Annotated in this window: 19 protein-coding genes; 5 read left to right on the top strand and 14 right to left on the bottom strand. The window is 69.4% G+C overall.

What is annotated here, in order from left to right:
* Positions 1 to 6: 6 nt before the first annotated feature.
* The 10 genes from D7V80_RS05585 to D7V80_RS05635 all read right to left on the bottom strand — a co-directional run bounded on the left by D7V80_RS05585 (position 7) and on the right by D7V80_RS05635 (position 9,354).
* Positions 7 to 207 carry a hypothetical protein gene (locus D7V80_RS05585; RefSeq protein ID WP_014395637.1) on the bottom strand — a complete coding sequence of 67 codons (201 nt, stop codon included), beginning with the start codon at positions 205 to 207 and terminating at the stop codon, positions 7 to 9.
* On the bottom strand, positions 204 to 1,061 hold the full coding sequence (locus D7V80_RS05590) for a hypothetical protein (RefSeq protein WP_120587168.1): 858 nt from the start codon (positions 1,059 to 1,061) through the stop codon (positions 204 to 206). The genes D7V80_RS05585 and D7V80_RS05590 overlap by 4 nt, the downstream gene beginning before the upstream one ends.
* Positions 1,058 to 2,158, bottom strand: coding sequence for a pilus assembly protein (locus D7V80_RS05595; protein WP_233585156.1), 1,101 nt, complete (start codon positions 2,156 to 2,158; stop codon positions 1,058 to 1,060). Before D7V80_RS05595 ends, D7V80_RS05590 begins: the two co-directional genes overlap by 4 nt.
* A complete protein-coding gene (locus tag D7V80_RS05600) occupies positions 2,158 to 3,783 on the bottom strand; it encodes a pilus assembly protein (protein WP_120587170.1) in 1,626 nt (541 codons plus the stop codon). Before D7V80_RS05600 ends, D7V80_RS05595 begins: the two co-directional genes overlap by 1 nt.
* A 35-nt stretch (positions 3,784 to 3,818) precedes the next feature.
* Positions 3,819 to 4,640 (bottom strand): TadE family protein, encoded by an 822-nt coding sequence (locus D7V80_RS05605; RefSeq protein WP_120587171.1) that lies wholly within the window; start codon positions 4,638 to 4,640, stop codon positions 3,819 to 3,821.
* Between the two features lie 389 nt (positions 4,641 to 5,029).
* A complete protein-coding gene (locus D7V80_RS05615) occupies positions 5,030 to 6,919 on the bottom strand; it encodes a chloride channel protein (RefSeq protein WP_120587172.1) in 1,890 nt (629 codons plus the stop codon).
* Entirely contained in the window at positions 6,906 to 7,460 is a 555-nt protein-coding gene (locus tag D7V80_RS05620; RefSeq protein ID WP_120587173.1) for a MarR family winged helix-turn-helix transcriptional regulator, read from the bottom strand. The genes D7V80_RS05615 and D7V80_RS05620 overlap by 14 nt, the downstream gene beginning before the upstream one ends.
* A 186-nt stretch (positions 7,461 to 7,646) precedes the next feature.
* On the bottom strand, positions 7,647 to 7,964 hold the full coding sequence (locus tag D7V80_RS05625) for a hypothetical protein (RefSeq protein WP_120587174.1): 318 nt from the start codon (positions 7,962 to 7,964) through the stop codon (positions 7,647 to 7,649).
* A gap of 41 nt (positions 7,965 to 8,005) precedes the next feature.
* Positions 8,006 to 8,302, bottom strand: a complete 297-nt coding sequence (locus D7V80_RS05630; protein ID WP_120587175.1) for a hypothetical protein — start codon at positions 8,300 to 8,302, stop codon at positions 8,006 to 8,008.
* Positions 8,303 to 8,367: 65 nt separating this feature from the next.
* A complete protein-coding gene (locus tag D7V80_RS05635; protein WP_120587176.1) occupies positions 8,368 to 9,354 on the bottom strand; it encodes a LysR substrate-binding domain-containing protein in 987 nt (328 codons plus the stop codon).
* 121 nt (positions 9,355 to 9,475) lie between these two features.
* Between D7V80_RS05635 and D7V80_RS05640 the strand changes: the two genes are divergently transcribed.
* Positions 9,476 to 10,390 (top strand): DMT family transporter, encoded by a 915-nt coding sequence (locus D7V80_RS05640; protein ID WP_120587177.1) that lies wholly within the window; start codon positions 9,476 to 9,478, stop codon positions 10,388 to 10,390.
* Positions 10,391 to 10,394: 4 nt separating this feature from the next.
* Here D7V80_RS05640 and D7V80_RS05645 read toward each other — a convergent pair whose 3' ends face one another.
* Positions 10,395 to 11,204 (bottom strand): SAM-dependent methyltransferase, encoded by an 810-nt coding sequence (locus D7V80_RS05645; RefSeq protein ID WP_158616551.1) that lies wholly within the window; start codon positions 11,202 to 11,204, stop codon positions 10,395 to 10,397.
* Between the two features lie 68 nt (positions 11,205 to 11,272).
* Here D7V80_RS05645 and D7V80_RS05650 point away from each other — a divergent pair, with 68 nt between their 5' ends.
* Positions 11,273 to 12,652, top strand: coding sequence for a HEAT repeat domain-containing protein (locus tag D7V80_RS05650; RefSeq protein WP_120587179.1), 1,380 nt, complete (start codon positions 11,273 to 11,275; stop codon positions 12,650 to 12,652).
* A gap of 8 nt (positions 12,653 to 12,660) precedes the next feature.
* Here D7V80_RS05650 and D7V80_RS05655 read toward each other — a convergent pair whose 3' ends face one another.
* On the bottom strand, positions 12,661 to 13,188 hold the full coding sequence (locus D7V80_RS05655) for an ureidoglycolate lyase (RefSeq protein ID WP_120587180.1): 528 nt from the start codon (positions 13,186 to 13,188) through the stop codon (positions 12,661 to 12,663).
* Between the two features lie 203 nt (positions 13,189 to 13,391).
* On the opposite strand from D7V80_RS05655, the gene D7V80_RS05660 reads away from it, so the two are divergent.
* Positions 13,392 to 14,612: an MxcI protein gene (locus D7V80_RS05660; RefSeq protein WP_120587198.1), complete on the top strand. Its 1,221-nt coding sequence runs from the start codon at positions 13,392 to 13,394 to the stop codon at positions 14,610 to 14,612.
* A 17-nt stretch (positions 14,613 to 14,629) separates the two neighbouring features.
* Positions 14,630 to 15,259 carry an MXAN_6652 family MXYO-CTERM-anchored protein gene (locus D7V80_RS05665; RefSeq protein WP_120587181.1) on the top strand — a complete coding sequence of 210 codons (630 nt, stop codon included), beginning with the start codon at positions 14,630 to 14,632 and terminating at the stop codon, positions 15,257 to 15,259.
* 67 nt (positions 15,260 to 15,326) lie between these two features.
* Here D7V80_RS05665 and D7V80_RS05670 read toward each other — a convergent pair whose 3' ends face one another.
* On the bottom strand, positions 15,327 to 17,609 hold the full coding sequence (locus D7V80_RS05670; protein WP_120587182.1) for a hypothetical protein: 2,283 nt from the start codon (positions 17,607 to 17,609) through the stop codon (positions 15,327 to 15,329).
* Between the two features lie 340 nt (positions 17,610 to 17,949).
* On the opposite strand from D7V80_RS05670, the gene D7V80_RS05675 reads away from it, so the two are divergent.
* Positions 17,950 to 18,813, top strand: a complete 864-nt coding sequence (locus tag D7V80_RS05675; protein ID WP_120587183.1) for a caspase family protein — start codon at positions 17,950 to 17,952, stop codon at positions 18,811 to 18,813.
* Positions 18,814 to 18,895: 82 nt separating this feature from the next.
* On the opposite strand, the gene D7V80_RS05680 is transcribed toward D7V80_RS05675, so the two are convergent.
* Entirely contained in the window at positions 18,896 to 20,578 is a 1,683-nt protein-coding gene (locus D7V80_RS05680; protein WP_120587184.1) for an invertase recombinase-like protein, read from the bottom strand.
* Between the last annotated feature and the right edge of the window lie 68 nt (positions 20,579 to 20,646).

A 20,646-nucleotide genomic window follows, 5' to 3' on the forward strand; every position in this document is an offset into this window, starting at 1 on the left:
GAGGCCTCAGCCGAACGGGTAGCCCAGCACGCAGTAGAAGCCGCGGATGTAGATGGTGAGCGCCGCGAACATCTCCGGCGCGAAGGTGGTGATGGCGCCGACGCCGAACATGAACGCCATCAGCAGCACCGTGAACTCCGCCATGGCCTGCCCCCGCGAGCGGGAGCGCCGCATCCACCGGTAGCCACGCGACAACCAGCCATTCATCGATTCGACTCCTGGGGAAGCTGGGCACGCTCGAGCACGAACGTGATGAGGGATTCGGGGGGACCGTCCTTGTCGAGCGGCGCCAGCGTCAGCGACAGCCGCTCACCGGGGCGCTCGAAGTCGAGCACCTCCACGCCGCGCGCGAGGCGCCGGCCCGAAGGCGCGTAGCCTTTGGAAGGCAGCTGCGCCCGGTAGAACTCCGCGAGCATCTGGGGCGTGCCGTGCGCCACCTGCGTGAGCGTGGTGCTGCCCGCGCCCAGCCCTTCGTTGCCTTCGTCCACGCGCAGCACCGTCACCGCGCCCGGGGGCTGCGGCAGCGACGCGGGCGCCGTGCCCTGCAGGTGGATGCCCTCGCGCGCCTCCACCAATGAGGGGAACACGAGCGTGCGCGTCTTGGCGCCACCCACGCGGATGGTGGTGACGGCCACCAGCGCGCCCAGCCGCTCGTCGTAGTAGTTCACGGAGCCGCCCCCCGCGCCGTCGTCCTGCGTGACGATGTGGCGGCCCTTCAGCCGGAACTCCCGCGCGTAGAACTCCAGCACCTCGCCCGGCGGGTGGTCCGTTTCGAAGTAGAGCATCTCCATGGGGCTGCCGTTGGTCACCAGCCGGCCCATGGGCACCATCACCGCGCCGGGAAAGGGCGGGATGACCCGCGTCACCCGGCCCACGCCCGCATCCGGAAACGGCGGCGCTGGGGGCAGGGCGACCTCCGGCGTGGCGGGAGGCTTCGCCGGGGCGTCCGTCGCCGGGGCCGGCGGGTCCTTCAGCAGCGCGGCGGTGGCCACGAGCGCGAGCAACCCGCCCAGGCCCAGCCAGCGCGTGAGCGCGCCCGTGTGGTCCGTCAGTCCGCTCATGGGGTGCAGGCGTCGCTGTTGTAGTGGAAGTACGCCGCCGCCGCCGTCGTGGACTGCGTGTAGACGGACTCCGGCTGGTTGGAGATGGTCGCGCCCTGGAAGAAGTTCCCCCGGCACCGGTACGAGCGCATGGGCCAGTTGTCGCCCCGGCCTCCGGAGTTGGAGAGGCCGCGCTTCGTGCGGATGGCGTTGGGCTCGCAGTTGCCGTAGCAGTAGCTGGTGTCGTTGCGCCAGTAGGCGGCCTGGAGCACGTCGCCGGGCACCGTGCGCGTGGGCCGGACCGCGTTGAAGCGGCCCGCGTCCGGCACCGCGCGGATGACCACGGACTGGCGGATGTATTCGTCGGAGAAGGGGAAATCGAGTCCCAGCACGGACAGCACCGCCGAGATGGAGTTCATCGCCCCGCCGCTGACGCCCGCGTAGACGATCTGGCTGGAGCGGTCATGCGTGAGCTGCTCCACGCGCGGATACGTCTGCGACGGAGCATCACCCGGCCCCCACGCCTTCCACGTGTCGTGGAAGAGGTAGAAGCGCTCCTGGAAGTTCAGGTCCAGCTGGTTGCCGTCGAAGCCCGTCGTGTAGAGGGCGATCTCGCGGGGGATGATGCGGTTGACCAGCCGGACCTGCACGTCCGCCTGGACCGCCCCCACGCTGGGGTCGAACCCCATGTCCTGGACCAGCTGCTCTGGCGAACCGCCCAGCGCGCCAATGGCCGCGCCCGCCAGCCCACCCACGCCGGCCTGCCCACCCATCTTGGACATCTCCACGCTTTCGAGCGGCGCGTCCGCGTTCTGGGCCTGGACCTGGATGGTGATGCCGTTGCGGTAGGCCGTGCCCAGATTCCCCGTCTTGGTGGAGCCATCCAGGTCCTGGTAGCGCTGCCGCGCCTCCGCCGCGATGGTGGAGACGTCCTGGCGCATGGTGCGCTCGAAGGCGACGAAGCGCGCCAGCTCCGCCATCTTGATGCGCGCGCGCTGGACCTCCCAGAAGTAGTTCGCCCAGAGGACGAGCACGACGAGCAGCGGCGCCAGCAGCGCCAGCTCCACCGTGGCCGCTCCGCGCGATGCGCGGCGGACGTGAAGGGGACGAGGGCGCATCAGTAGTTGATGCCTTGAATGAGCCATTCGCTGTCCTCCCATGCGGGCACCAGCCACCTGAGGTGATCCGCGTCCCAGTGTGTCTGCACGGGCGCCAGGCGCGCGGTCCAGAGCGGGTTGAAGAAGTTGGGCTCCTCCTTCCACGCGTTGGGGCGGTGGTAGACGGCGCGGCCCACCGCCATGGCCATCATGCCGCCCGTGCGCTGACGGAAGTCCGCCGCGTAGCCGTCCTGCTTGCCGCCCACGTACTCCCAGGTCATGTCCAGGTACGACTCGCGGATGCCCTCGTCGTTGTTCTCCGCGGTGTTGTACTTGCCGTTGCCGCTGCCCTCCATGAACGCGTTGTTCTTCAGGTTCTCCAGCTCGTAGACGGGCTTGTTGCCGCTGCGCTCCGCGCCCATGTCCTTGCCCAGGACGATGAGGTTGCACGGGTAGCCGAAGTGGTTCTGCCGGGGGCTGACGAAGCTGGTGTCGGACGTGATGAACGGCGTGATGCCCAGCCACGGGTGGTGGTCATCCGTCTTGTTGGAGCCGTATTCCTGGTGGAAGCCGCCCCGGTTGTCCGCCGCCGCCCGGAAGCGCAGCCGGAAGACGTCGCTCCAGCCGAACAGGAAGCAGGTGGGGCGCACCTCGATGCGGATGTCGTCCGACGCGAAGAGCTGATCCTTGCGGTTGTTCTCGAAGTTCTCGTCGAAGCTCTTGATCTGACTGTCCGCCGTCTTGCGGATGCGCAGCTCGCCAATGCCGACGCACAGCCGGAACTCCCATCTGCGCCCGATGAGGATGGGCCCCTCGCCCTCGGCCGTCCACGGCCGACGCACGCCGTTGGCCAGGTTGCCCATCAGCAGGCGGTACTTGGCCATGTTCGGATCCGACAGCTTGTTGCCCGTCACCAGCTTCCCGCGCGTGAGCATGCCGGTGGGGTCCACGCCCATGGTGGGACTGCTGCTGAAGGGGCCGTCGTCCAGGACGTGCAGGAAGTTCTTGGCGTTGGAGTAGTTGATGTCGCTCGGGTTGCCGAACAGCGAGGACACGGACGCGTTGTTGAAGGACTGCCCGGAGTCCATGTCCTCGGTGACGTCCGCCCGGGGGTCCGTCTTGGAGATGACGTCCCCGTGCCCCTTCGTGGTGTAGAGGTCGAAGAGGGTCCCCGTGAGCATGGCCTCCTGGGCCAGCCACAGCGCGATGTTGAGCGCTGTAATCACGGGTATGAGCAATCGTGAGACGGTCTCTACCGTCACCTTCCAGGCTTTTATCGCCGTGGACACGGCCGTGAAGACGGCGCCGATGCCGGGGATGTATTGCAGGTACTTGGCCGCGACGCCGATGGTGCGGTCCAGGTACACCGCGTGGCTCACGTAGGACATCAGCGTGAGCATCGCGGAGTAGTGCACGATCATCGCGCGGTTGGTGTACGCGAGGAAGTTGTAGGCCCGCGCCTCCTTCACCGCCAGCGAGTACGCCTGCGCGTCCGCGGCGTCCTGCAGCTTGATCTTCTCGTAGACGCCCTGGCCAATGCCTACCGACGTCATGATGGTGACGGCCAGCACCAGCATGACCACCACCCCAAGCACCATGGCCTGCCCGCGCTCGTCGCGGCGCAGTCTTCGCATCATCCGGAACATCCGAGGGGGTCCTTCTGGCCAGCGCCGGGGGGACGCTAGCCGTCCACGGCGCACGAGGTGGGGCCATGCGCGCCGTTGAGGAAGTTGGACTGCATGCGCATCGAATAGGTGGCCACGACGGGGATGGCGAAGACGTTGCTGTCCGCGAGCGTGCGGATCTTCTGGTGGTCGTCGCTCTGGCCCGCGCCCTGGTCCTCCAGGTGGGCCGTGAGGCTGCCGCCGTTCACCTTCTGGGTGGTGAAGTTGACGCCCCGCATGGCCAGGCCGTTGAGCGCCTCGCGGCCCATGTAGAAGGCGTGCAGCTGCCAGTTCGCGAACGGGATGCGCATCTCGTAGAAGTACGTGATGCGCACCGTGAGGAGGTTGGCTTCAATGACCTGCGCGTTGCGGATGTCGTCGAAGTCCACCTCCAGGCCCGACAGGTGCGAGCCATAGGAGGAGAAGAGGGTGGGCAGCTGGCTGCGCCGGGGGTTGAGCACCTCCACCCGCACGCGCTCCAGGTCCACCTGCTCGTAGCGCTGGTTCTGGTCCGCCAGGTTCTCGTCCGTGTACGCGTCATGCACCAGCGCCACGTTGATGAGCGTGTCCACGCGGCCCTTGCCGCCGGACTTGGGAGGACCCAGCGTGGGCAGCAGCGCCACGTAGGCGGCCTTCTTCATGATCTCGCAGTCGCCGCTGTTGACGATGCCCGCGCGAGCCGCCCGGTACGCCGCGTACTCCGTCATCAGCCGCGCATGGTGGAGCGTGCCCAACTGGAGGATGCCCAGGATGAGGAACACCATCACCGGGATGACCAGCGCGGACTCCACGAGCGCCTGACCCGACTCACCGGGATGGGTTGAATGGGACCTTTTCATGGGACGTCCAATGTTCACACAGCGTGTTGCCGGGATGCCAGTTGGCGGCCCCTCGGTCGCGCGCCAGCCTTCCCCATGAAACAGGACGCCATCCAATACAAGACGCAAAAAGACGGTATCGGACACGTGGACGCGCGCGTGCCGAAAGAGGCCACCCTGCGGGTGGAGGTGAACGCTACCGGGAGCGCTTTCCGGGTTTCGGGCCCTGCACCCGCGTGGCGACGAGGGGCTGCGCCAGCACTTCTGCTGGAGATCCCTGGAATCCGGAGCAGGTGAGCTTGAGGCGGATGATCCTGTGCAGCCCTGCCCAGAAGACCTCCGCCAACTGCTCCGCGGGTGTGGCCTCCGGGGCCCGGGTCGCCGCGAGGACCTGGGCCGGAGCGCTCCGCTCACGCGGGCCGGGGGGCCGGGGGACGCGCGGGGCCCAGGCCGCGCTCGCGGGTGCGGGCGTTCGCCAGACGCTGCCGGTGGCCCGCGAGCAGGTCGCTGCGGGTGAGGATGCCCACGACCTGCTGGGGCCGCGTGCGGGTGACGACGGGCAGACGGCCCACTCCTTCGTCCATCATCAGGTCCGCCGCCTCGCGCAGGGAGCTGTCATCGAAGACGACCGCGGGCGGCCGCTTCACCACGTCCCGCAGCCGCCGGCCTTCGCTTCCGTGGCCATCCAGCAGGTCCCTGCGCGTGACGACGCCCACGAGCGTCCCTTCCCGCGACACGACGGGGAAGCCCTGGTGCTTGGAGCCCGAGGCGTCGGACGCGAGCCACGCGCGCACCTCTTCCAGGAGCATGTCCCCCTGGAGCGTCACCACGACCTTGAGGCCGTGGTCGCGCACGAGCGCCGTCCCCAGCGCGTCCGCGCCCAGCTCCGTGGGGATGCGGGCGCCGCGGCGGGCCAGCTTCTCCGTCATGATGGAGTGCCGCATGAGCAGCGCGGACACCAGGTAGGACGCCGCGCAGCCGGCGAGCAGCGGCAGCAGGCCCAGCGGCTGCCGCGTGGTCTCGAAGGCGAACACCACCGACGCGAGCAGCGCGCGTGACGCTCCCGCGAAGAGGGCGGCCATGCCCACCAGCGCCGCGACGCGCACGTCCACGCCCAGGCTGGGGAACAGCTGCGTGGCCAGGAGCCCCAGGCCGGAGCCCAGGCCGCCGCCCAGCGTGAAGATGGGCGCCAGCGTGCCACCTGACGTGCCGCTTCCCAGCGCGACGGACCAGGAGATGAACTTGAGCGCGCAGAAGAGGAGCATCGCCGTGCCCACGAAGCGGCCGGACAGGATGTCCTCGATGTTGGTGTAGCCCACGCCCAGCGTGCGCGGGGAGAAGTAGCCCACCACGCCCACGACGATGGCGCCCAGCGCGGGCCACCACATCCAGTGGAGGGGCAGCTTCTCGAACATGTCCTCCAGCCAGTACACCGCGCGCGTGCACGCCACGGAGGCGGCGCCGATGATGAGCCCCAGCACCCCGTAGAACGCGAGCGCGCTGCCGGACGGAGTCGTCAGGTCCGGGATGGCGAACGCGGGCGCGCCGCCCATGAAGGCGATTCTCACGCCGGTGGCGGTGGCGGTGGCCAGGGCCACGGGGATGACGGAGCGGGGCTTGAACTCGAAGAGCAGCAGCTCCACGGCCAGGAGCACGGCGGACACCGGCGCGCCGAACGTGGCGGCCATGCCCGCGGCGGCGCCTGCGGCGAGCAGCGCCTTGCGCTCGTCCGCCGTGACGTGGAGCACCTGTCCCAGCAGCGAGCCCAGCGCGCCACCGGTGGCGATGATGGGCCCCTCCGCGCCGAACGGACCGCCGGTGCCAATGGCGACCGCCGCCGACAGCGGCTTGAGCAGCGTCATGCGGGGCGGGATGCGGCTCTGGTTGAACAGCACCTGCTCCATGGCCTCCGGGATGCCGTGGCCCCGGATGGCCCGCGAGCCGTAGCGCGCCATCAACCCCACGAGGATGGCGCCCACTACGGGCACCAGCACCACCCAGCCGCCCAGCGTGTTGTCCCCGGGCGACACCGGCTGCAAGGACAGCCGCCCGAAGAAAGCCAGGTTCGTGACGAAGTGGATGAGGGCGCCCAGCCCCTGCGCCACCAGCCCCGCGGCGATCGCGAGCACCACCGCCAGGCCGCTGATGAGCACGGTGCGCGAGTCCACCGCCACGGAGATGGGAGGGGTGCGCAGGCTGGCGAGCGCGGGGCCCATCGAGGGGGCCACGGGGAGGCTGGACCGCGCCTCTGCCCCCTCACCCAGGCCCTCTTCGATGCGTTCCACGTCAGGTTTCTTCATCGGTGTGCTCCTGTGTCTTGCTGCGCCGCGAAGGGCGCGAGGTTTCTTCTTCGAAGAAGAGCGGGGCCACGTCCCCGTCGAGCCCCAGGGCGCGCACCCAGGCGTCCAGTCCCTGGACCAGTCCCGCGCGCACGTCGGGCTTCAGCCCACGCAACCCGGAGATGAGCCGCGCCTGGGCCATGGGCGGCGCCTTGCGCACCAGCGCGCGGCCCTTGGGCTCCAGCGCCACCTCCACGCGGCGGCCGTCCTCGTCGGAGCGGCGGCGGCTCACCAGCCCCTGCTCAATCAGCTTGGTGACGACGACGGACACGCTGCTCTGGTGCGTGAGCGTGCGCTCCGCGAGCGTGTTGATGGAGCAGGGCCCGGACTCCGCCAGCTCCTGGAGGATGAAGAGCTGGGCGCCGCTGATGCCCACCAGCCGTTCGGAGGCGCGAGCGGAGACCCGCAGCAGGCGTACCAGCCGCCGCACGGCGTCCATGGCCGCGCGCACCTCGCCGGACACGTCGGGGGACGTCGGCGTTCGATTTGTATGGGAGCCCATATAAATGCCCGCAACCTACGGAGCAGGGGAGGCGGGCACAAGCGAAAGTACGGGGGATGCCTGGCCGCCGAGGGGCAGAGGGGGGGACTCACCGTCGGAGCGCACGGCCGGTAGGGGGCACGGCTGGAACGACAGCGAGGCCCGGCCATGAAGCCCGGGCCTCGCGAGGAAGCGGACCGCCGTGGCTCAGGTGCCGGCGGTGAGGGATTGCTCGGAGGAGGGGGGCTCCTCGCTGCACACCTGCGAGGCCTCCTCGGCCTGGCGGGCCTCGTCTCCGGTCACGGAGGCGGTGGGCTCGGAGGGCGCAGGGGTCCCGTTCAGACAGGGGGTGCCCATGTATTCACCACACGTCATGGAATACTTGGGCCCCAGGTAGCACTCCGTGTCGCAGGAGTTGGCTTCACAGAAGCTGTTGCTGCACTGGGGCGGCAGGGCAAAGGCAGCCGTGGGAGCCAGCGACAACACCGCGGAGACCGTCAACAGGGACTTCACCCACGTGCGCATGCGTGCTCCTTGCATGTCATTGGAAGGATTGGGGGAGCGGCTCAGGTGTCGGCGGTGACGGACTGCTCGGCGGCGGGGTGCTCCTCGCTGCACACTTGCGAAGCGTCCTCGGTCAGGGAGGCCGTGGGCTCGGAGACAATCGCGGCCCCGCCGCAGGACATGTAGTTCGTGTACTCGCCACACGTCGTTTCGAACGTGAGTCCGATGTAGCACGACTCCTCGCACAGGATGGTGCGACAACCGATGTAGCTGCACTGGGGCGGAATGGCAAAGGCAACCGTGGGGGCCAGCGACAACACAGCGGAGGCAGTCAACAGGGACTTCACCAACGTGCGCATGCGTGCTCCTCGTGAGGGAACGGCGCGGACACCGTGAGCCTGTTTCCCAGACAAGTCAATGCATGTCATTGGGAGGGTTTGTCGTCACCCTGGGCTGGGGCGTGTTGTTGGGAAACTTTCCGGCGTGACGGTGCAACGCCTTGCGTCGCGAGCGGTGGCGGTACCGACGTGGTGTCGCGCTGCGCCAGCAGCCAGTCCACGAAGAGGCGCGCGGCGGGACGCAGCCGCCGGTGCGCGGGGTACACCACGAAGTAGCTGGCGCGGGTGGGCACGATGGGCCCGGGCAGCCGGATGAGGCGGCCGTCCGCGAAGTAGGGCGTGGCGATCTTCTCTCGCGCCAGCGCCGCGCCCAGGCCCTGCACCGCGGCCATCAGCGCGCCGGTGGTGTCGCTGAAGCTGTAGCGCTCCTCGAACCGGGCCCCGCGCACGCCCGCCGAGCGGAACCAGTCCTGCCAGCCCTGACGGGACAGGTCCGCGATGAGCGGGAGCTTCGCTACACCCTCCGCGTCGCGCACGTGCTCGATGCCCGCGAGCCGCGGGGAGGCCACGGGGAACAGGGCGTCGTCCATGAGCGGCTGCGCGCTGAGGCCGGGCCAGGGCCCCTGGCCATAGCGGATGCCCAGGTCCGGCCCGCCCTCGTCGAAGCGGGTGAGCGCCATCTCCGTGTCCACGTGGATCCGCACGCGCGGATGCCGCGTGGTGAAGTCCGGCATGCGCGGCAAGAGCCACGCGTAGGTCAGCGAGTGCACGGTGGTGACCCGCACCACGGCGTCCTCGCCCCGTGAGTGCTTGAGGCCCCCGAGCACGTGGTCCATGTCCGACAGCGCGCTGCTGGCGGCGTCCGCGAGCTGGCGCCCCTCGGCCGTCAAGGCCACGCCCCGGGCATGCCGCTGGAACAGGGCGACCCCCAGCCGGTCCTCCAGCTTGCGCACGTGGTGGCTGACGGCGCTCGCGGTCAGGTGCAGCTCCTCCGCGGCGCGGGCGAAGTTCTGGTGGCGGGCGGCGGACTCGAAGGCCGCCAGGGCGGGGAGCAGGTCGGTGCGCAGGTGCATGGGGACGAGCCTCAAATCTGGCTCATGTCTGCCACGGAAAGGATGCGCTTGTGAAGAAAGGGCCTCGGCGTGAAGAGAGGGCCAGACAGGAATCAGATTCCTTCCTCGCACGAGGGCCGCCATGAGCGCATCCGGTCTCACCCATCCCCAGGCCGTGACTCCTACCTTCAACAGGGCGTGGCTCACGCCCCTGGAGCTGGGCGGGCTGGCCGCCATCTGGGGCGCGTCCTTCCTGTTCCTGCGCATCGCGGCGCCGGCCTTCGGTCCCATCCCCCTGGTGGAGCTGCGCCTGGTGCTGGGCGCGGCGGTGCTGATGCCCTTCCTCTGGCGTGCGCGCGCGTCCATTCCTCCCGCGCTGTGGCCCCGGCTGGCGCTGGTGGGCGTCATCAACGCGGCGGTGCCCTTCTCGCTGTTCGCCTGGGCCGCGCGGCAGGCCCCCGCGGGCGTCGGGGCCATCACCAACAGCATGGCGGTGCTCTTCACCGCCCTGGTGGCCTTCGTCTTCTACGGCGAGCGCATCGGGGCCCGGCGCGCGGTGGCGCTGCTCACGGGCTTCGCCGGGGTGGTGGTCCTGGCCAGCGGCAGGTCCGCGGGCGCGAGCGTCGCCTGGGCCGTGGCGGCGGGGACCACGGGCGCGTTCCTCTACGGCATCGGAGGGAACCTGGTGCGCCGCCACTTCGCCGGACTGCCGGCAGCCGCGGTCGCCTCCGCCACGCTGGCCTGCGGCGCGGTGCTGCTGCTGCCCTTCGCGGTGGCCACGTGGCCCACGGAGTCCATTGGCATGCGCCCCTGGCTGGCGGGAGCGGCCCTGGGCGTCATCTGCACCGGCCTGGGGTACGCGGTGTTCTACCGCCTCATCCAGCGCATCGGCGCGCCGCGCGCCGCCGTCGTCACCTACCTGGTGCCGCTGTTCGCGCTGACCTGGGCCTGGCTGCTCCTGGGCGAGCCGCTGACGCCCACCATGATGGTGGCGGGCACCCTCATCCTGGGGAGCGTGGCGCTGGGGCAGTCCTCCTCCGCGCCCAAGGCGAAGTGACGCGTCAGCGCCGCTCGAACTTCCAGATGCGGTAGCCGTCGCGGACCGGCTGCATGAACCGCCGGACGATGAACGCCGGGACGCGCTTCCCGGCCAGCTCCAGGGCGCGCAGGGGGACGGAGGTGGAGGACGCGGCCGTGTAGCCCGCCTCCAGGAAGAGGGACTCCGGCGTGTCCGTCATGTCCTGGAAGGACGCGCCCATGCTGGCGAGCACCGCGTGCAGCTCGCGGCTGTACTCGCGCTGGAAGCTTGCGCGCATCAGGTCGCAGTACACGGCGTGGTGGGGGAACACCTGCTGGAGCACCGCGAGCATGTCCCGGCGCTGCGCGTGCGATAGGTACATGAGCACGCCCTCGATGATGACGTGCGTGCGCCGCGAGTCCTGGTATGGCTCCAGCTTCCGGGCGAGTGACTCCGTCGCGAAGTCGATGGAGAGCCGCTCGAGCGGGTTCTTCGCCTCCGTCACCGGCAGCTTCGCGTCCTTGAGCGTGAGGATGGCGGGCTCGTCCACCTCCAGCCACCGGCCTCCGCGCAGCCGGTAGGCCCGCGTGTCGAAGCCCGCGCCCAGCACCACCACCCGCGCGTCGGGTGCGCGGTCCAACTCCTCCTGAACCAGCGCGTCGATGATCTGATGCCGCGCGGCGTTGCTCGCGTTTGGCCGGTCGAACGACTGGAAGCGGGACCAGATCTGCCGCGCTTCGTCATCCATGAAGCGGGCCGCGAAGGTGTCATTGCACAGCGGCCGTGGCCTGCGCGCGTCCTCCGCCCGGCAGGCCAGGGTGTAGTACGCGGTCTTCGAGATGGCGTTGGCCATGCTTTGAGCTCCTTGAAACCTGCTCGCAGCTTGCATGAGATACGCGCTTTCTCGAAAGGTTGGTCCAGATGCGATTCATGATGGCGCTGAGCGTGGTCGCGTTGGGGGCGGGCTGTGCCCATGCTCCGAAGCCGGCGGACGACCCGGCCGCGCGGGCCCAGCAGCTCTCGGAGGAAGCAGAGCAGGCCTACAAGGCGCTGGACTTCGAGCGGTGCGCGGAGCGGTTCCAGGCTGCCGGCGAGGCGTCCCAGGAGGGGCCGGATCGCGCGGATTCCTTCTACCGGGCCGCGGGATGCGCCTCGCTCGCGGGCCACGCGGACGCGGCCGTGGACGTGCTGAAGCGCGCGGTCCAGGGCGGCTACTACGACGCGGATCACCTCGAATACAACCCGGAGCTGGCGGCGCTTCACACGCTGCCCGCGTGGAGCGGCATCGTGGCGGAGGCCCGCGCCAACCTGGCGAAGGCACCCGAAGCGCCCTTCATGACGATGACGCTCATGGGGGTGGATGCGTTTGGTTCGCGGAAGGTGGACCAGGAGGCGGTCCAGCGGCTGATGGGGCTGGAGGTGGGCAAGCCCATCGTGCACAGCGGCGCGATCTTCAGGCAGAAGGAGGCGGCGCTGCGTGAGCAGTACGGCCTCGCCTACGCCCAGGTGGGCATGTCCATCTACTTCGCCGCGGAGCGCAAGGGCTCCGCCTTCGTGGTGGTGGACATGGTGGACGCCGAGGACGCAGCCCGGCTGCGCTTCCTCCCCGCGCCCAAGGGGCACCCCCCGGATCCGGAAGGACTGGTCGCCCGGTGGAACGACTATGTGGAGCGCCTGCAGCAACTCCAGATGCAGGGGAAGATGTCTGAAGACTCCAGCTGCAAGGTCGCGAATTGCATCGGTGGGTTCGGCCATCCGGACCTCGCGTCCTTCGAGCCGGAGTTCCTCGCGAAGGTGCCAACGCAGCTGGACGCGTTGACCGCCGTCCTGCGCGAGGATGCGGACCCGGAGAAGCGGGTCGCGGCGGCCTACCTGCTGGCCTACGCACCCACGCTCGAGGAGACCGCGCAACGGCTGCAGCCCTTCATCCGGGATCCGGAGTCCGGCGTGCGCAACGGCGTGCTGCGGGTGCTGGCGTCCACGCAGGAAGCCGCGGCGAAGCCCCTGCTGGACGTGGCGACGGTGGCGGACGCGGTGACGATGCCGAAGGCGAGTGACCGCAACAAGGCGACGCACCTCCTCAACTACCTGCTGGACGACCTTTCACCCGAGGCGCTGAAGGCGCAGCGTGCCGGGCTGCTCCGCCAACTGGGAGACCACCTGGTCCGGATGTCCGCGCTCACGTTGCCCATCAACCGCGACCCCGCGGTCCTGGTGCTGAAGCAGCTCTCCGGTGAGCAGTACGAAACGGCCGAGGAGTGGCGCGCGTGGCTCGCGCGTCAGCCGAAGACGGAAGGGTAGGGGACCGCTCAGCCCCCGACGACGACGGAGACGGGCGTGGAGAACTGCCGCACGACGCAGTCCTCCGCGCCCCCGTCCTCCCACGCCAGCATCGCGAACTCGGCCGGCTCATCGAGCGCGATGATGGGGTGGTGCCACACGCCCCGGTGGTAGTTCACGCCCTGGCCGGGGCCGCAGACGAACGCCACGAGCCCGTCCAGGTCGGGTCCGCCCGAAGGCGCGGTCGGCGCGACGCAGACGAGGAAGCGCGAGCAGCGCATGGGCAGGAACGCCTGGCTGGACCGCGGATGGTGTTCGAGCAGCTTCACGGTGAAGGGAAGCGGCTGCGGCACGGAGCGGAACACCGCGAGGTTGGGCTGCGCACCCGGCCGGCCGTTCTCCAGCCGCGCCGACCAGTCGAAGCGCACCGCGGTGCCCTGGTTCGCCGAAGCGCCGCTCTTGAGCCCGGCCGACACGACGTCGCCAAACGGAGCGAAGCCCTCCGGCGTCAGGGGCAGCGCGACGATGGAGCGGAGCGGGGCGGAAGCTTCCTTCATGAGGCGACTATAGGGGCGAGTGCCCGGGGCCCACCCGGCCCAAGGTAGTCCGGGTTCAAGGAGAACACGTCTCTTTCTTGACATCACGCGTCCAGACCTCTAGAGGGGGTGAAATTGAGAATGCTTATCGTTTTCATATCCGGGTCCCCGTCCCGGCTGGAAAGGGCAGGCGCTCATCCCCCCACTCCAAGAGGCCATTGCTGATGAAGCATCTGTTTGCCTTGCGTTCCTTGCGACTCTCCACCGCGGCGATTGCCCTGTCCCTGTTCGTGGGCTGCGGCGACGACGAAGAGGAAGGAACGGACACGAACGGTCCGCTGTACGCCATCACCACCCAGATGCTCGCGGAGGACCCCTCCGACAGCTACGTCCTGGTGACGCCGGACGCGGAGAAGGCCGCGACGCTGTCGCTGGACGGTGCCATCAAGATTTCTGGCCGCGCGCTGGGCGTGGGCATCCCGAAGACGGGCTCCGTCTACGTGGTGAGCGACGTGAGCGCCACGGTGACCCGCTACACGCTGAACAGCGCGGGGAAGCTGGAGGCCTCGGGCACCGTGAGCTTCGCGCCCCAGGGCGTGACGTCGCTGGGCGAGTACCAGGCCAACTTCCAGTTCGTCTCGGAGACGAAGGCGTACTTCTTCGACGGTAACGCCGCGAAGATCGTCATCTGGAACCCCAAGGACATGACCGTGACGGGCACGCGCCCGCTGGATGCCCTGGTCCTCCCGGACACGGTCATGGCGTTCTCCGGCGCCGTCGTACAGACCGGTGGGCAGATCCTCATGCCCGTGGGCTGGCGGCCGGTGGAGGGCAACAGCGTCACGAAGAAGGCGGGCGTGGTCTCCATCGACACGGCGACGGACGCCGTCACGCTCGCGACGGATGACCGCTGCGGCTACACGCACGACGCCGCGCTCGGCACGGACGGCAAGGTGTACATCGCGACGGAGGCCTACGGCGCGGCGTCGCGCCGGGTGGTGGGCGAGGAGTCGCCGGAGCCCTGCCTGCTCCGGTTCGACCCTGCGACGCGCGACTTCGACAAGACCTTCTATCGCTCGCTGGCGGAGCTGGTGGGCGGTGGCACCGCGGGCGCGCTCATCCCCAGCCACACGCCGGGAATGGCGTACGTGCGCGTGCTCGACGAGAGCATCACTCCGGTGCCGGAGGGTTCGCATCCGCGCACGCTCGCGAGCGGCACCGGCTGGCAGTGGTGGGAGCTGAACCTGGCCACGCTGACCGCGACGCGGAAGGCCGACTTCCCGTCCACCTCCGGCAGCGTCTTCCTCTTCGAGTCCGAGAACCAGACGCTCTACACCGAGTTCGGCGCCGGCGCTTCGTCCACCACCTTCCGGGTGCTGGGCGACAACGGCAAGCCCACGGTGAAGACGCAGGGCCTGTCCTTTTCCTTCCTCCAGCTGCGCTAGTCCCAGGACACAAGACCATGAACAGCAATTCGATGCGTCACGCGGGCGTGTTTGTCATTGCGCTGTTGGGGGCGACGTCCGCCTTCGCCACCAGCACGGGCATCAGCGGCAACTCCGGAAAGGACACGGCGACCTGCAACACCTGCCACAAGGGCGGCGAGGCCCCCACCGTGGAGTTCGAGGGCCCCTCGACGCTGGAGAAGGGCGCCACCGGCCAGTACACCCTCATCATCCGGGGCGGGGCCGCGAAGACGGGCGGCGCGGGCATCGCCGTGGACGGCGCGGGGGCCAGCCTCGTGGCCGGCACCGGGTTGAAGAAGCTGGGCACCGAGCTGTCCCACTCCGCGCCCCAGGCCTTCACGGGCACGGAGCTGCGCTTCAACTTCTCGCTCGTCTCGCCCGCCACGGACGTCACGCTCAACCTCTTCGGCGCGGGCAACTCGGCGAACGCGGACCAGAAGAGCGACGGCGACCGCGCGGCGTCCACGAAGCTGAGCATCAAGGTGGGCAATGGCTCGCCCGTGGCGGAGCAGCCGGGCGGCGGCGAGGATGAGGGCGGAGGCTGCGCCGCCGCGAGCAGCGCTCCGTTCTGGGCGCTCGCGCTGGCGGGGCTGCCGCTGGCGGTGAGCCGCCGCCGCCGGAGCTGAATCACCCACGGTCGTGTTGAAACCCGAGGCCCCTTTCCCGCGTGCGTGGGGAAGGGGCCTTGTGCCGTCAGTCCGTGAAGGAGCCGGGCTCCTTGCTGAACCCCACCTTCGCATGGTGCGCCAGCCGCTCCGAGCGCGACGCGTGCTCCAGCGCGGCGATGATGGCCTTCTCCGCGTCCGGCCCCCAGTCCTTCACCCTGGCGGGGTCCACGCCCTTGTCCTTCACGTACTTCTCCAGCGCGGCGGCGGCGACCCTTCCGCCCGACCCGGCGTTGACCGCCAGGTCGGTCAGGATGGCGGTGCCGTACTCGCTGGTGACGACGTCCTTGAGCTTCAGCTTCGCGGTCTTGGAATGGCCCTCCGCGTCCTTGCCCGTCCCGGACACCGACCTGTCGCGGGTGCCGGAGATCTTCCCCTCGTTGGCGAACTTGATTTGAGCCTGCTGCATGGCCGGGTCGGCGCCGGCGGCCATGAAGATGGCGGACAGCTTCACGTCGGTGCGGATGGCCTCGGCCGCTTCAACGCCCTTGAGCACCGTGCCGTCCGGCCGGGTGAGCACCACGCCCTCCTTGCCAATGTCGATGCCGAACCTGCCGAAGCTCTTCTCGTACTGCGCCGGGTCGGTCTTCTTCAGGTCCCGCATGAACTCGGCGAGCGTCCCGTTGCCATTCTTTCCGAGCGTCCACTGGGTGAAGCCCCACGACACGCGCCCGATGTCCCAGGTGTTCACCTTGCTGAAGGTGCCCTCCAGGCCGGAGATGGACCCGAGGATCTTCCGCCGGTCCTCGCTGATGCCGCTCTTCTCCAACTGGGACGTGACCTGCGCGGCCGAGTCCCCCGAGACGGCGCCGCCATCCACCGCGTTCCACGAGTTCGTGTAGGCCGTCTCTCGGCCATCCCGCATGCGCACGGTGGTCCCATTCACCGTGACGTCCGAACGGGTCTGCTTCACGGGGACCATGGGCGCGTACGCGTCGACCCGGGCGAGCAGCCCGTCCTTCACGGTCTTCATCCGGGCCTGCGCGTCGGTGACCTTCACCTTCGCCGCGTCGAGCGCCGTCTTCTGGGACTGCCGGAACTTCTCCGCCTCGACGGGGTCCTTGGGAACCTTCGCCTTCTTCTGCTTCGCCTCCAGCCTGGCGAGCGCGCGTTCGGAGACCTTCACCGCTGCCCTGGCATCGCGGAGGGCGGGATTGTCGCCAATGTTCTTCCTCAGCCACTCCTTGACCTTCTCCCCCTCGGCCTTGACGGTCTCCTCCGCGGCCTTGAGCTTCTCCTGCGCGGCCTTCTTCGCGGGCTCGGTGGTGGCCGCGTTGACGGCGGCCTCCGCCTTGTTGCGCGCCTCGACTGCCTTCTTCAACGGGGCGTAGGCCTTCGCCTTGGGGGGCTTCAGGGTCGCGACGTTGCGGGGGATGAGCTCGTTGAGCTCGACGGCGTTGCCGCGCTGAATGGTGCCCTCGTCCTTGGACGTCACCTGGATGGCGTCGAGGTTCTTCTGGATGTCGCTGACGGACGCGGCGGTGACCTTCGTGGTCGCGGCGGCCTTGGTGGAGGCCTGCACCGGCGCGGAAGGAGCGGCCGCTGCTTGCGGCTGGAGCGCCGAGAGCGCGCGCTTCAGGTCCGCGCCTTCCAGCTCCAGGTGGAGCGCGTCCTCCAGCGGGGTGCCGGTCAGCTTCTCGTACTTCTCCGCCACCTGCTTGAGCTGGGAGGGCTCCAGGCCCTCCAGGGCCTCGAAGACGGCGGCCTCGTCGGTGCCCCAGATGTCATCCATCGCCGTCTTGAGCTTCGCCGCGGCGGTGTCCACGGCGCTGGTGGGGGCCGAGCGCTTCGTGGCTCCCGCGGACACGGACAGCGGGTTGAAGGAGAAGCCCTGATGGGAAGGGGGCCGCCCGCGAATCTGATCCGCCAGCCGCTTGAGCGGCGCGCCGGAAGCGCCGCCCGCCACGGCCTTGAGGAGGAAGGTGCGTTCCGCGTCCGCGTCGGAGCGGGGGGAGGCCTTGGCGCTGACGCCCGCCTTCGACAGCAGGGTCGACAGTTCCTTCTGTTGCGCGGGGCTGAGTCCCCCCACCGCGGTGGCGACCGCGCCCACGTCGGCGGGGGACATGCCGCTCGAAAGCGCCTTCAACAGGGCCTGCCGCATGGGGCCCTCCGGGAGGGCGGAGAGCTGCTGCTCCGTCTTCCGCTGTGCCGGGGGCTTCGCGCCCGCGGAGACGGCGGCGGCCATGGACGAAGTGGCATTGGAGCGGCGCGAGGGCGCCACGGTCGCGGCGGAGGGCGCCTGCGTGACAGGCGTGTCCACACTCGCGACGCGCGTCGCCTTGGGGCCAGGGGAGCCGGAGATCTTGACCATGTGGCCCCGAGCCTAATGCACTGTCCGTGTGACTGACATCCGGCGGCCGGGCACGCCGGGCAGGAGAGGGAGCCAGCCCGGCGCGGGTCGCGCTTGCACCCACCGAGCCCCCCTTCGCCCCGGAGGTCCCTCCTCTGGGCAGGGCACCGCGAGGCCAGGACGCGTGGCGTGTCAGGTCACAGCCAGGGGCCCTACTTAACCTGTCGTGTCACACGGGAGCGGAGGGAGCGAGCCCCGGGCTCCCGGTCGGCAAAGGGCCGGAAGGACACGGCGCGCGCCGCCTCCTCCCTGGCATCCCGGCCTTCCGTCTCCACCGTGAGTGAAGGAGGCAATGACAGTCATGGCGCAGGGATATTCCATCAACATCGGTTTGAACGCGGTGGATCCGAAGCACTACGGGGGCTGGGATGGCCAGCTGCTGGCGTGCGAAGCGGACGCCGAGGACATGGTCAGCATCGCGAATGCGCAGGGGTTCAGCCGCGTCCGCCCCTTCCTCACGAAGGACGCCACGCGCGCCAAGGTGCTCGCGGAGCTGGGCGAGGCGGCGTCGGTGCTCCAGGCGGGGGACCTGCTGCTGTTCACCTACTCGGGGCACGGCGGCCAGCTCCCCGACATGAACGGCGACGAGGACGACGGCCTGGATGAGACGTGGTGTCTGTATGACGGGGAGCTCGTCGACGACGAAATCTACCAGGCGATGGGGAAGCTCAAGGCGGGCGTGCGGGTCTTCATGCTCTCCGACAGCTGCCACAGCGGTTCGGTGAGCAGCGTGGCCTACGCGGCCCTGCGCTCCAGCGGCAGCCTGCAGCTGCTGGCGGATTCGATGCGGACGACGGTGCCCGCGGAGCGGCGCTTCAAGGAGATGCCCCTGGGCATCGAGCGGCGCACGTACCGCGAGAACAAGCAGATGTACGACGCCATCCTGAAGGGGTTGCCCAAGGATGACCCCAGGCTGACGCTGAAGGCCACGGTGCTGCTCATCTCCGGCTGCCAGGACAACCAGCTCTCCAGCGACGGCGAATACAACGGCCTCTTCACCGCCAAGCTGTTGCGCGTCTGGAACGAAGGGAAGTTCACGGCCAGCTACCCGACCTTCCACCGCCGCATCCTGCGCACCATGCCGCCCATCCAGTCTCCGGCGTACTCCGTCATCGGAGTCCCCAGCCGCGAGTTCGAGCGGATGGTGCCATTCCACGTCAGCTGAAGCCTTTGAGCCGGCTCAAGCCGTTGCCTGGGGAGCGATGAGGCTTCACGCCCCATCGCTCCCTTCACTTCAGCAACGCTTCCTAGTCCTTCGTGCAGACGACGTCGTCGACCTGGAGGTGGTCGCGGTCGGCGACGCTGCGGCTCGGATAGAAGAACAGGCGCCAGTCGCGCACGTTGCCGGTGAAGCGGAAGAACACCGGCTGCCACTCGTCGCTGTCCACCGTGATGAAGTCCGTCTGCGGGCTCCAGCCGCCGCTCGAGTAGCTGCGGTGGCGGATGCTGCCGTGGCCGCGCACGCGGTACGAGCAGGAGTAGTTGCCCGTCGGCACGTTGAACTTCTCGGTCGTGAAGCGCTCAGCGATCTGGATGGGCACCACGAACTGCAGCGCCGCCGAGCCGCCGTGCACCGCGCTCGTGTAGTGCGCGAGGCGCGAGGGCTTGATCTCCGTGCCCGGGTCCGTGATGCCGTTGTCCAGGCCGTACCAATAGTCCGGGACGTAGTTGTTCCCGTAGTAGGGGATGTTGCGGGTGCTCCAGTTCTCGAAGCCGCCGTTGCGGATGATGTTCGCGGAGTGCTCGGCCGCCACGCAGCGGCGGGTGGCCGGGTCGCAGGCGGGCAGGGCGCCCTTGCAGTCATACGTCGTGAAGCAGGCGCCTTCGGCCAGCTCGCACACGCCCGTGGTGGGATTACAGCTCGTCGCCGGGTTGCTGCACGTGACGCCGGCGCAGGGGTCGCCCTCGATGCAGAGGTGCGAGGCGGTGTCGCAGACAGGCGTCTCCGGGGTCCCCGCGCAATCCGCGTGGCGGGTGCAGCGGTCCCCTGCGGTCACGCAGGTGTGGGTCGCGTCGCAGGCCTGCCACTCGCGGCAGTCCATGGAGTCGTCGCAGCGGCCGGAGAGCGGCTGGCAGGTCGCGGTGGCGTTGTCGCAACGCGCCCAGGCCTCGCAGGTGACCGCGTCGCACGGCTCGGGGGCCCGCACACAGCGCACGTTGTCGATGAGCAGGTGGTCGCCGCTGGTGTTCCGGACGCTGAAGATGAGCTCGAAGGTGTCGAAGACGGAGCTGGCCAGGTTGAAGTTGTAGCTCACCTGGGTCCACGTCCGGCTGTCGATGGAGGTGTAGGACGAATAGCTGGAGAAGTCGGTGCCGAAGAAGCCGTTGCGGACCTCACCGGTCCCCCGAGCCTGGTAGGTGCAGGAGTAGCGGCCCGCGGGCATGGACTTCGCCGCGGTGCTGAAGCGGCGGTGCGCGGTCAGGGTGTTGATCAGCCGGGCCGCGTTCACGCCCTCGAAGGGCTGCGATGTGACCTTCTGCACCACGGTTTCGATGTTCGTCGTGCTCCCGGACCACAGCGCCGGAAGCGCACCGGACCACTCCTCGAAGCCCCCGTTGTCGATGACGTTCGCGTCGGCGGGCCCGCCCGCGTCCGGCGTCTCGGAGCCCGCGTCAGGCGTTTCAGTGCCGGAATCAGGAGTCTCGGAGCCCGCGTCAGGCGTCTCGGTGCCGGAGTCAGGAGTCTCCGAGCCCGCGTCCGGCGTCTCGGTGCCGGAGTCAGGCGTCTCGGTGCCGGAGTCAGGCGTCTCCGAGCCCGCATCCGGAGTCTCGGTGCCGGAGTCCGGCAGCGGATCGCCTGAGTCGGGCGTCTGGGAGCCCGCGTCCGGCCGGGACTGCCCGGCGTCGGGCGCCTCCGGAGAAGTCGAATCACCACCGCACGCGACGACCAACACCAACAGCGAAGTCAGACACACTCGAAACAACTTCAACGCAGCCTCCGGTTCCAGAACTGGATCTTTCGTACCACACTGTACCGGAGAGCACCCTCCCCAGGGGC

Source organism: Corallococcus sp. CA054B (genome assembly GCF_003611625.1).
Classification (GTDB): Bacteria; Myxococcota; Myxococcia; order Myxococcales; family Myxococcaceae; genus Corallococcus; species Corallococcus coralloides.

What these genes read in the sequence shown, in the direction of transcription:
- D7V80_RS05585 (WP_014395637.1), bottom strand. Translation starts at nt 207, where the DNA reads ATGAATGGCTGGTTGTCGCGTGGCTACCGGTGGATGCGGCGCTCCCGC.
- D7V80_RS05590 (WP_120587168.1), bottom strand. Translation starts at nt 1,061, where the DNA reads ATGAGCGGACTGACGGACCACACGGGCGCGCTCACGCGCTGGCTGGGC.
- D7V80_RS05595 (WP_233585156.1), bottom strand. Translation starts at nt 2,158, where the DNA reads ATGCGCCCTCGTCCCCTTCACGTCCGCCGCGCATCGCGCGGAGCGGCC.
- D7V80_RS05600 (WP_120587170.1), bottom strand. Translation starts at nt 3,783, where the DNA reads ATGTTCCGGATGATGCGAAGACTGCGCCGCGACGAGCGCGGGCAGGCC.
- D7V80_RS05605 (WP_120587171.1), bottom strand. Translation starts at nt 4,640, where the DNA reads ATGAAAAGGTCCCATTCAACCCATCCCGGTGAGTCGGGTCAGGCGCTC.
- D7V80_RS05615 (WP_120587172.1), bottom strand. Translation starts at nt 6,919, where the DNA reads ATGAAGAAACCTGACGTGGAACGCATCGAAGAGGGCCTGGGTGAGGGG.
- D7V80_RS05620 (WP_120587173.1), bottom strand. Translation starts at nt 7,460, where the DNA reads ATGGGCTCCCATACAAATCGAACGCCGACGTCCCCCGACGTGTCCGGC.
- D7V80_RS05625 (WP_120587174.1), bottom strand. Translation starts at nt 7,964, where the DNA reads ATGCGCACGTGGGTGAAGTCCCTGTTGACGGTCTCCGCGGTGTTGTCG.
- D7V80_RS05630 (WP_120587175.1), bottom strand. Translation starts at nt 8,302, where the DNA reads ATGCGCACGTTGGTGAAGTCCCTGTTGACTGCCTCCGCTGTGTTGTCG.
- D7V80_RS05635 (WP_120587176.1), bottom strand. Translation starts at nt 9,354, where the DNA reads ATGCACCTGCGCACCGACCTGCTCCCCGCCCTGGCGGCCTTCGAGTCC.
- D7V80_RS05640 (WP_120587177.1), top strand. Translation starts at nt 9,476, where the DNA reads ATGAGCGCATCCGGTCTCACCCATCCCCAGGCCGTGACTCCTACCTTC.
- D7V80_RS05645 (WP_158616551.1), bottom strand. Translation starts at nt 11,204, where the DNA reads ATGGCCAACGCCATCTCGAAGACCGCGTACTACACCCTGGCCTGCCGG.
- D7V80_RS05650 (WP_120587179.1), top strand. Translation starts at nt 11,273, where the DNA reads ATGCGATTCATGATGGCGCTGAGCGTGGTCGCGTTGGGGGCGGGCTGT.
- D7V80_RS05655 (WP_120587180.1), bottom strand. Translation starts at nt 13,188, where the DNA reads ATGAAGGAAGCTTCCGCCCCGCTCCGCTCCATCGTCGCGCTGCCCCTG.
- D7V80_RS05660 (WP_120587198.1), top strand. Translation starts at nt 13,392, where the DNA reads ATGAAGCATCTGTTTGCCTTGCGTTCCTTGCGACTCTCCACCGCGGCG.
- D7V80_RS05665 (WP_120587181.1), top strand. Translation starts at nt 14,630, where the DNA reads ATGAACAGCAATTCGATGCGTCACGCGGGCGTGTTTGTCATTGCGCTG.
- D7V80_RS05670 (WP_120587182.1), bottom strand. Translation starts at nt 17,609, where the DNA reads ATGGTCAAGATCTCCGGCTCCCCTGGCCCCAAGGCGACGCGCGTCGCG.
- D7V80_RS05675 (WP_120587183.1), top strand. Translation starts at nt 17,950, where the DNA reads ATGGCGCAGGGATATTCCATCAACATCGGTTTGAACGCGGTGGATCCG.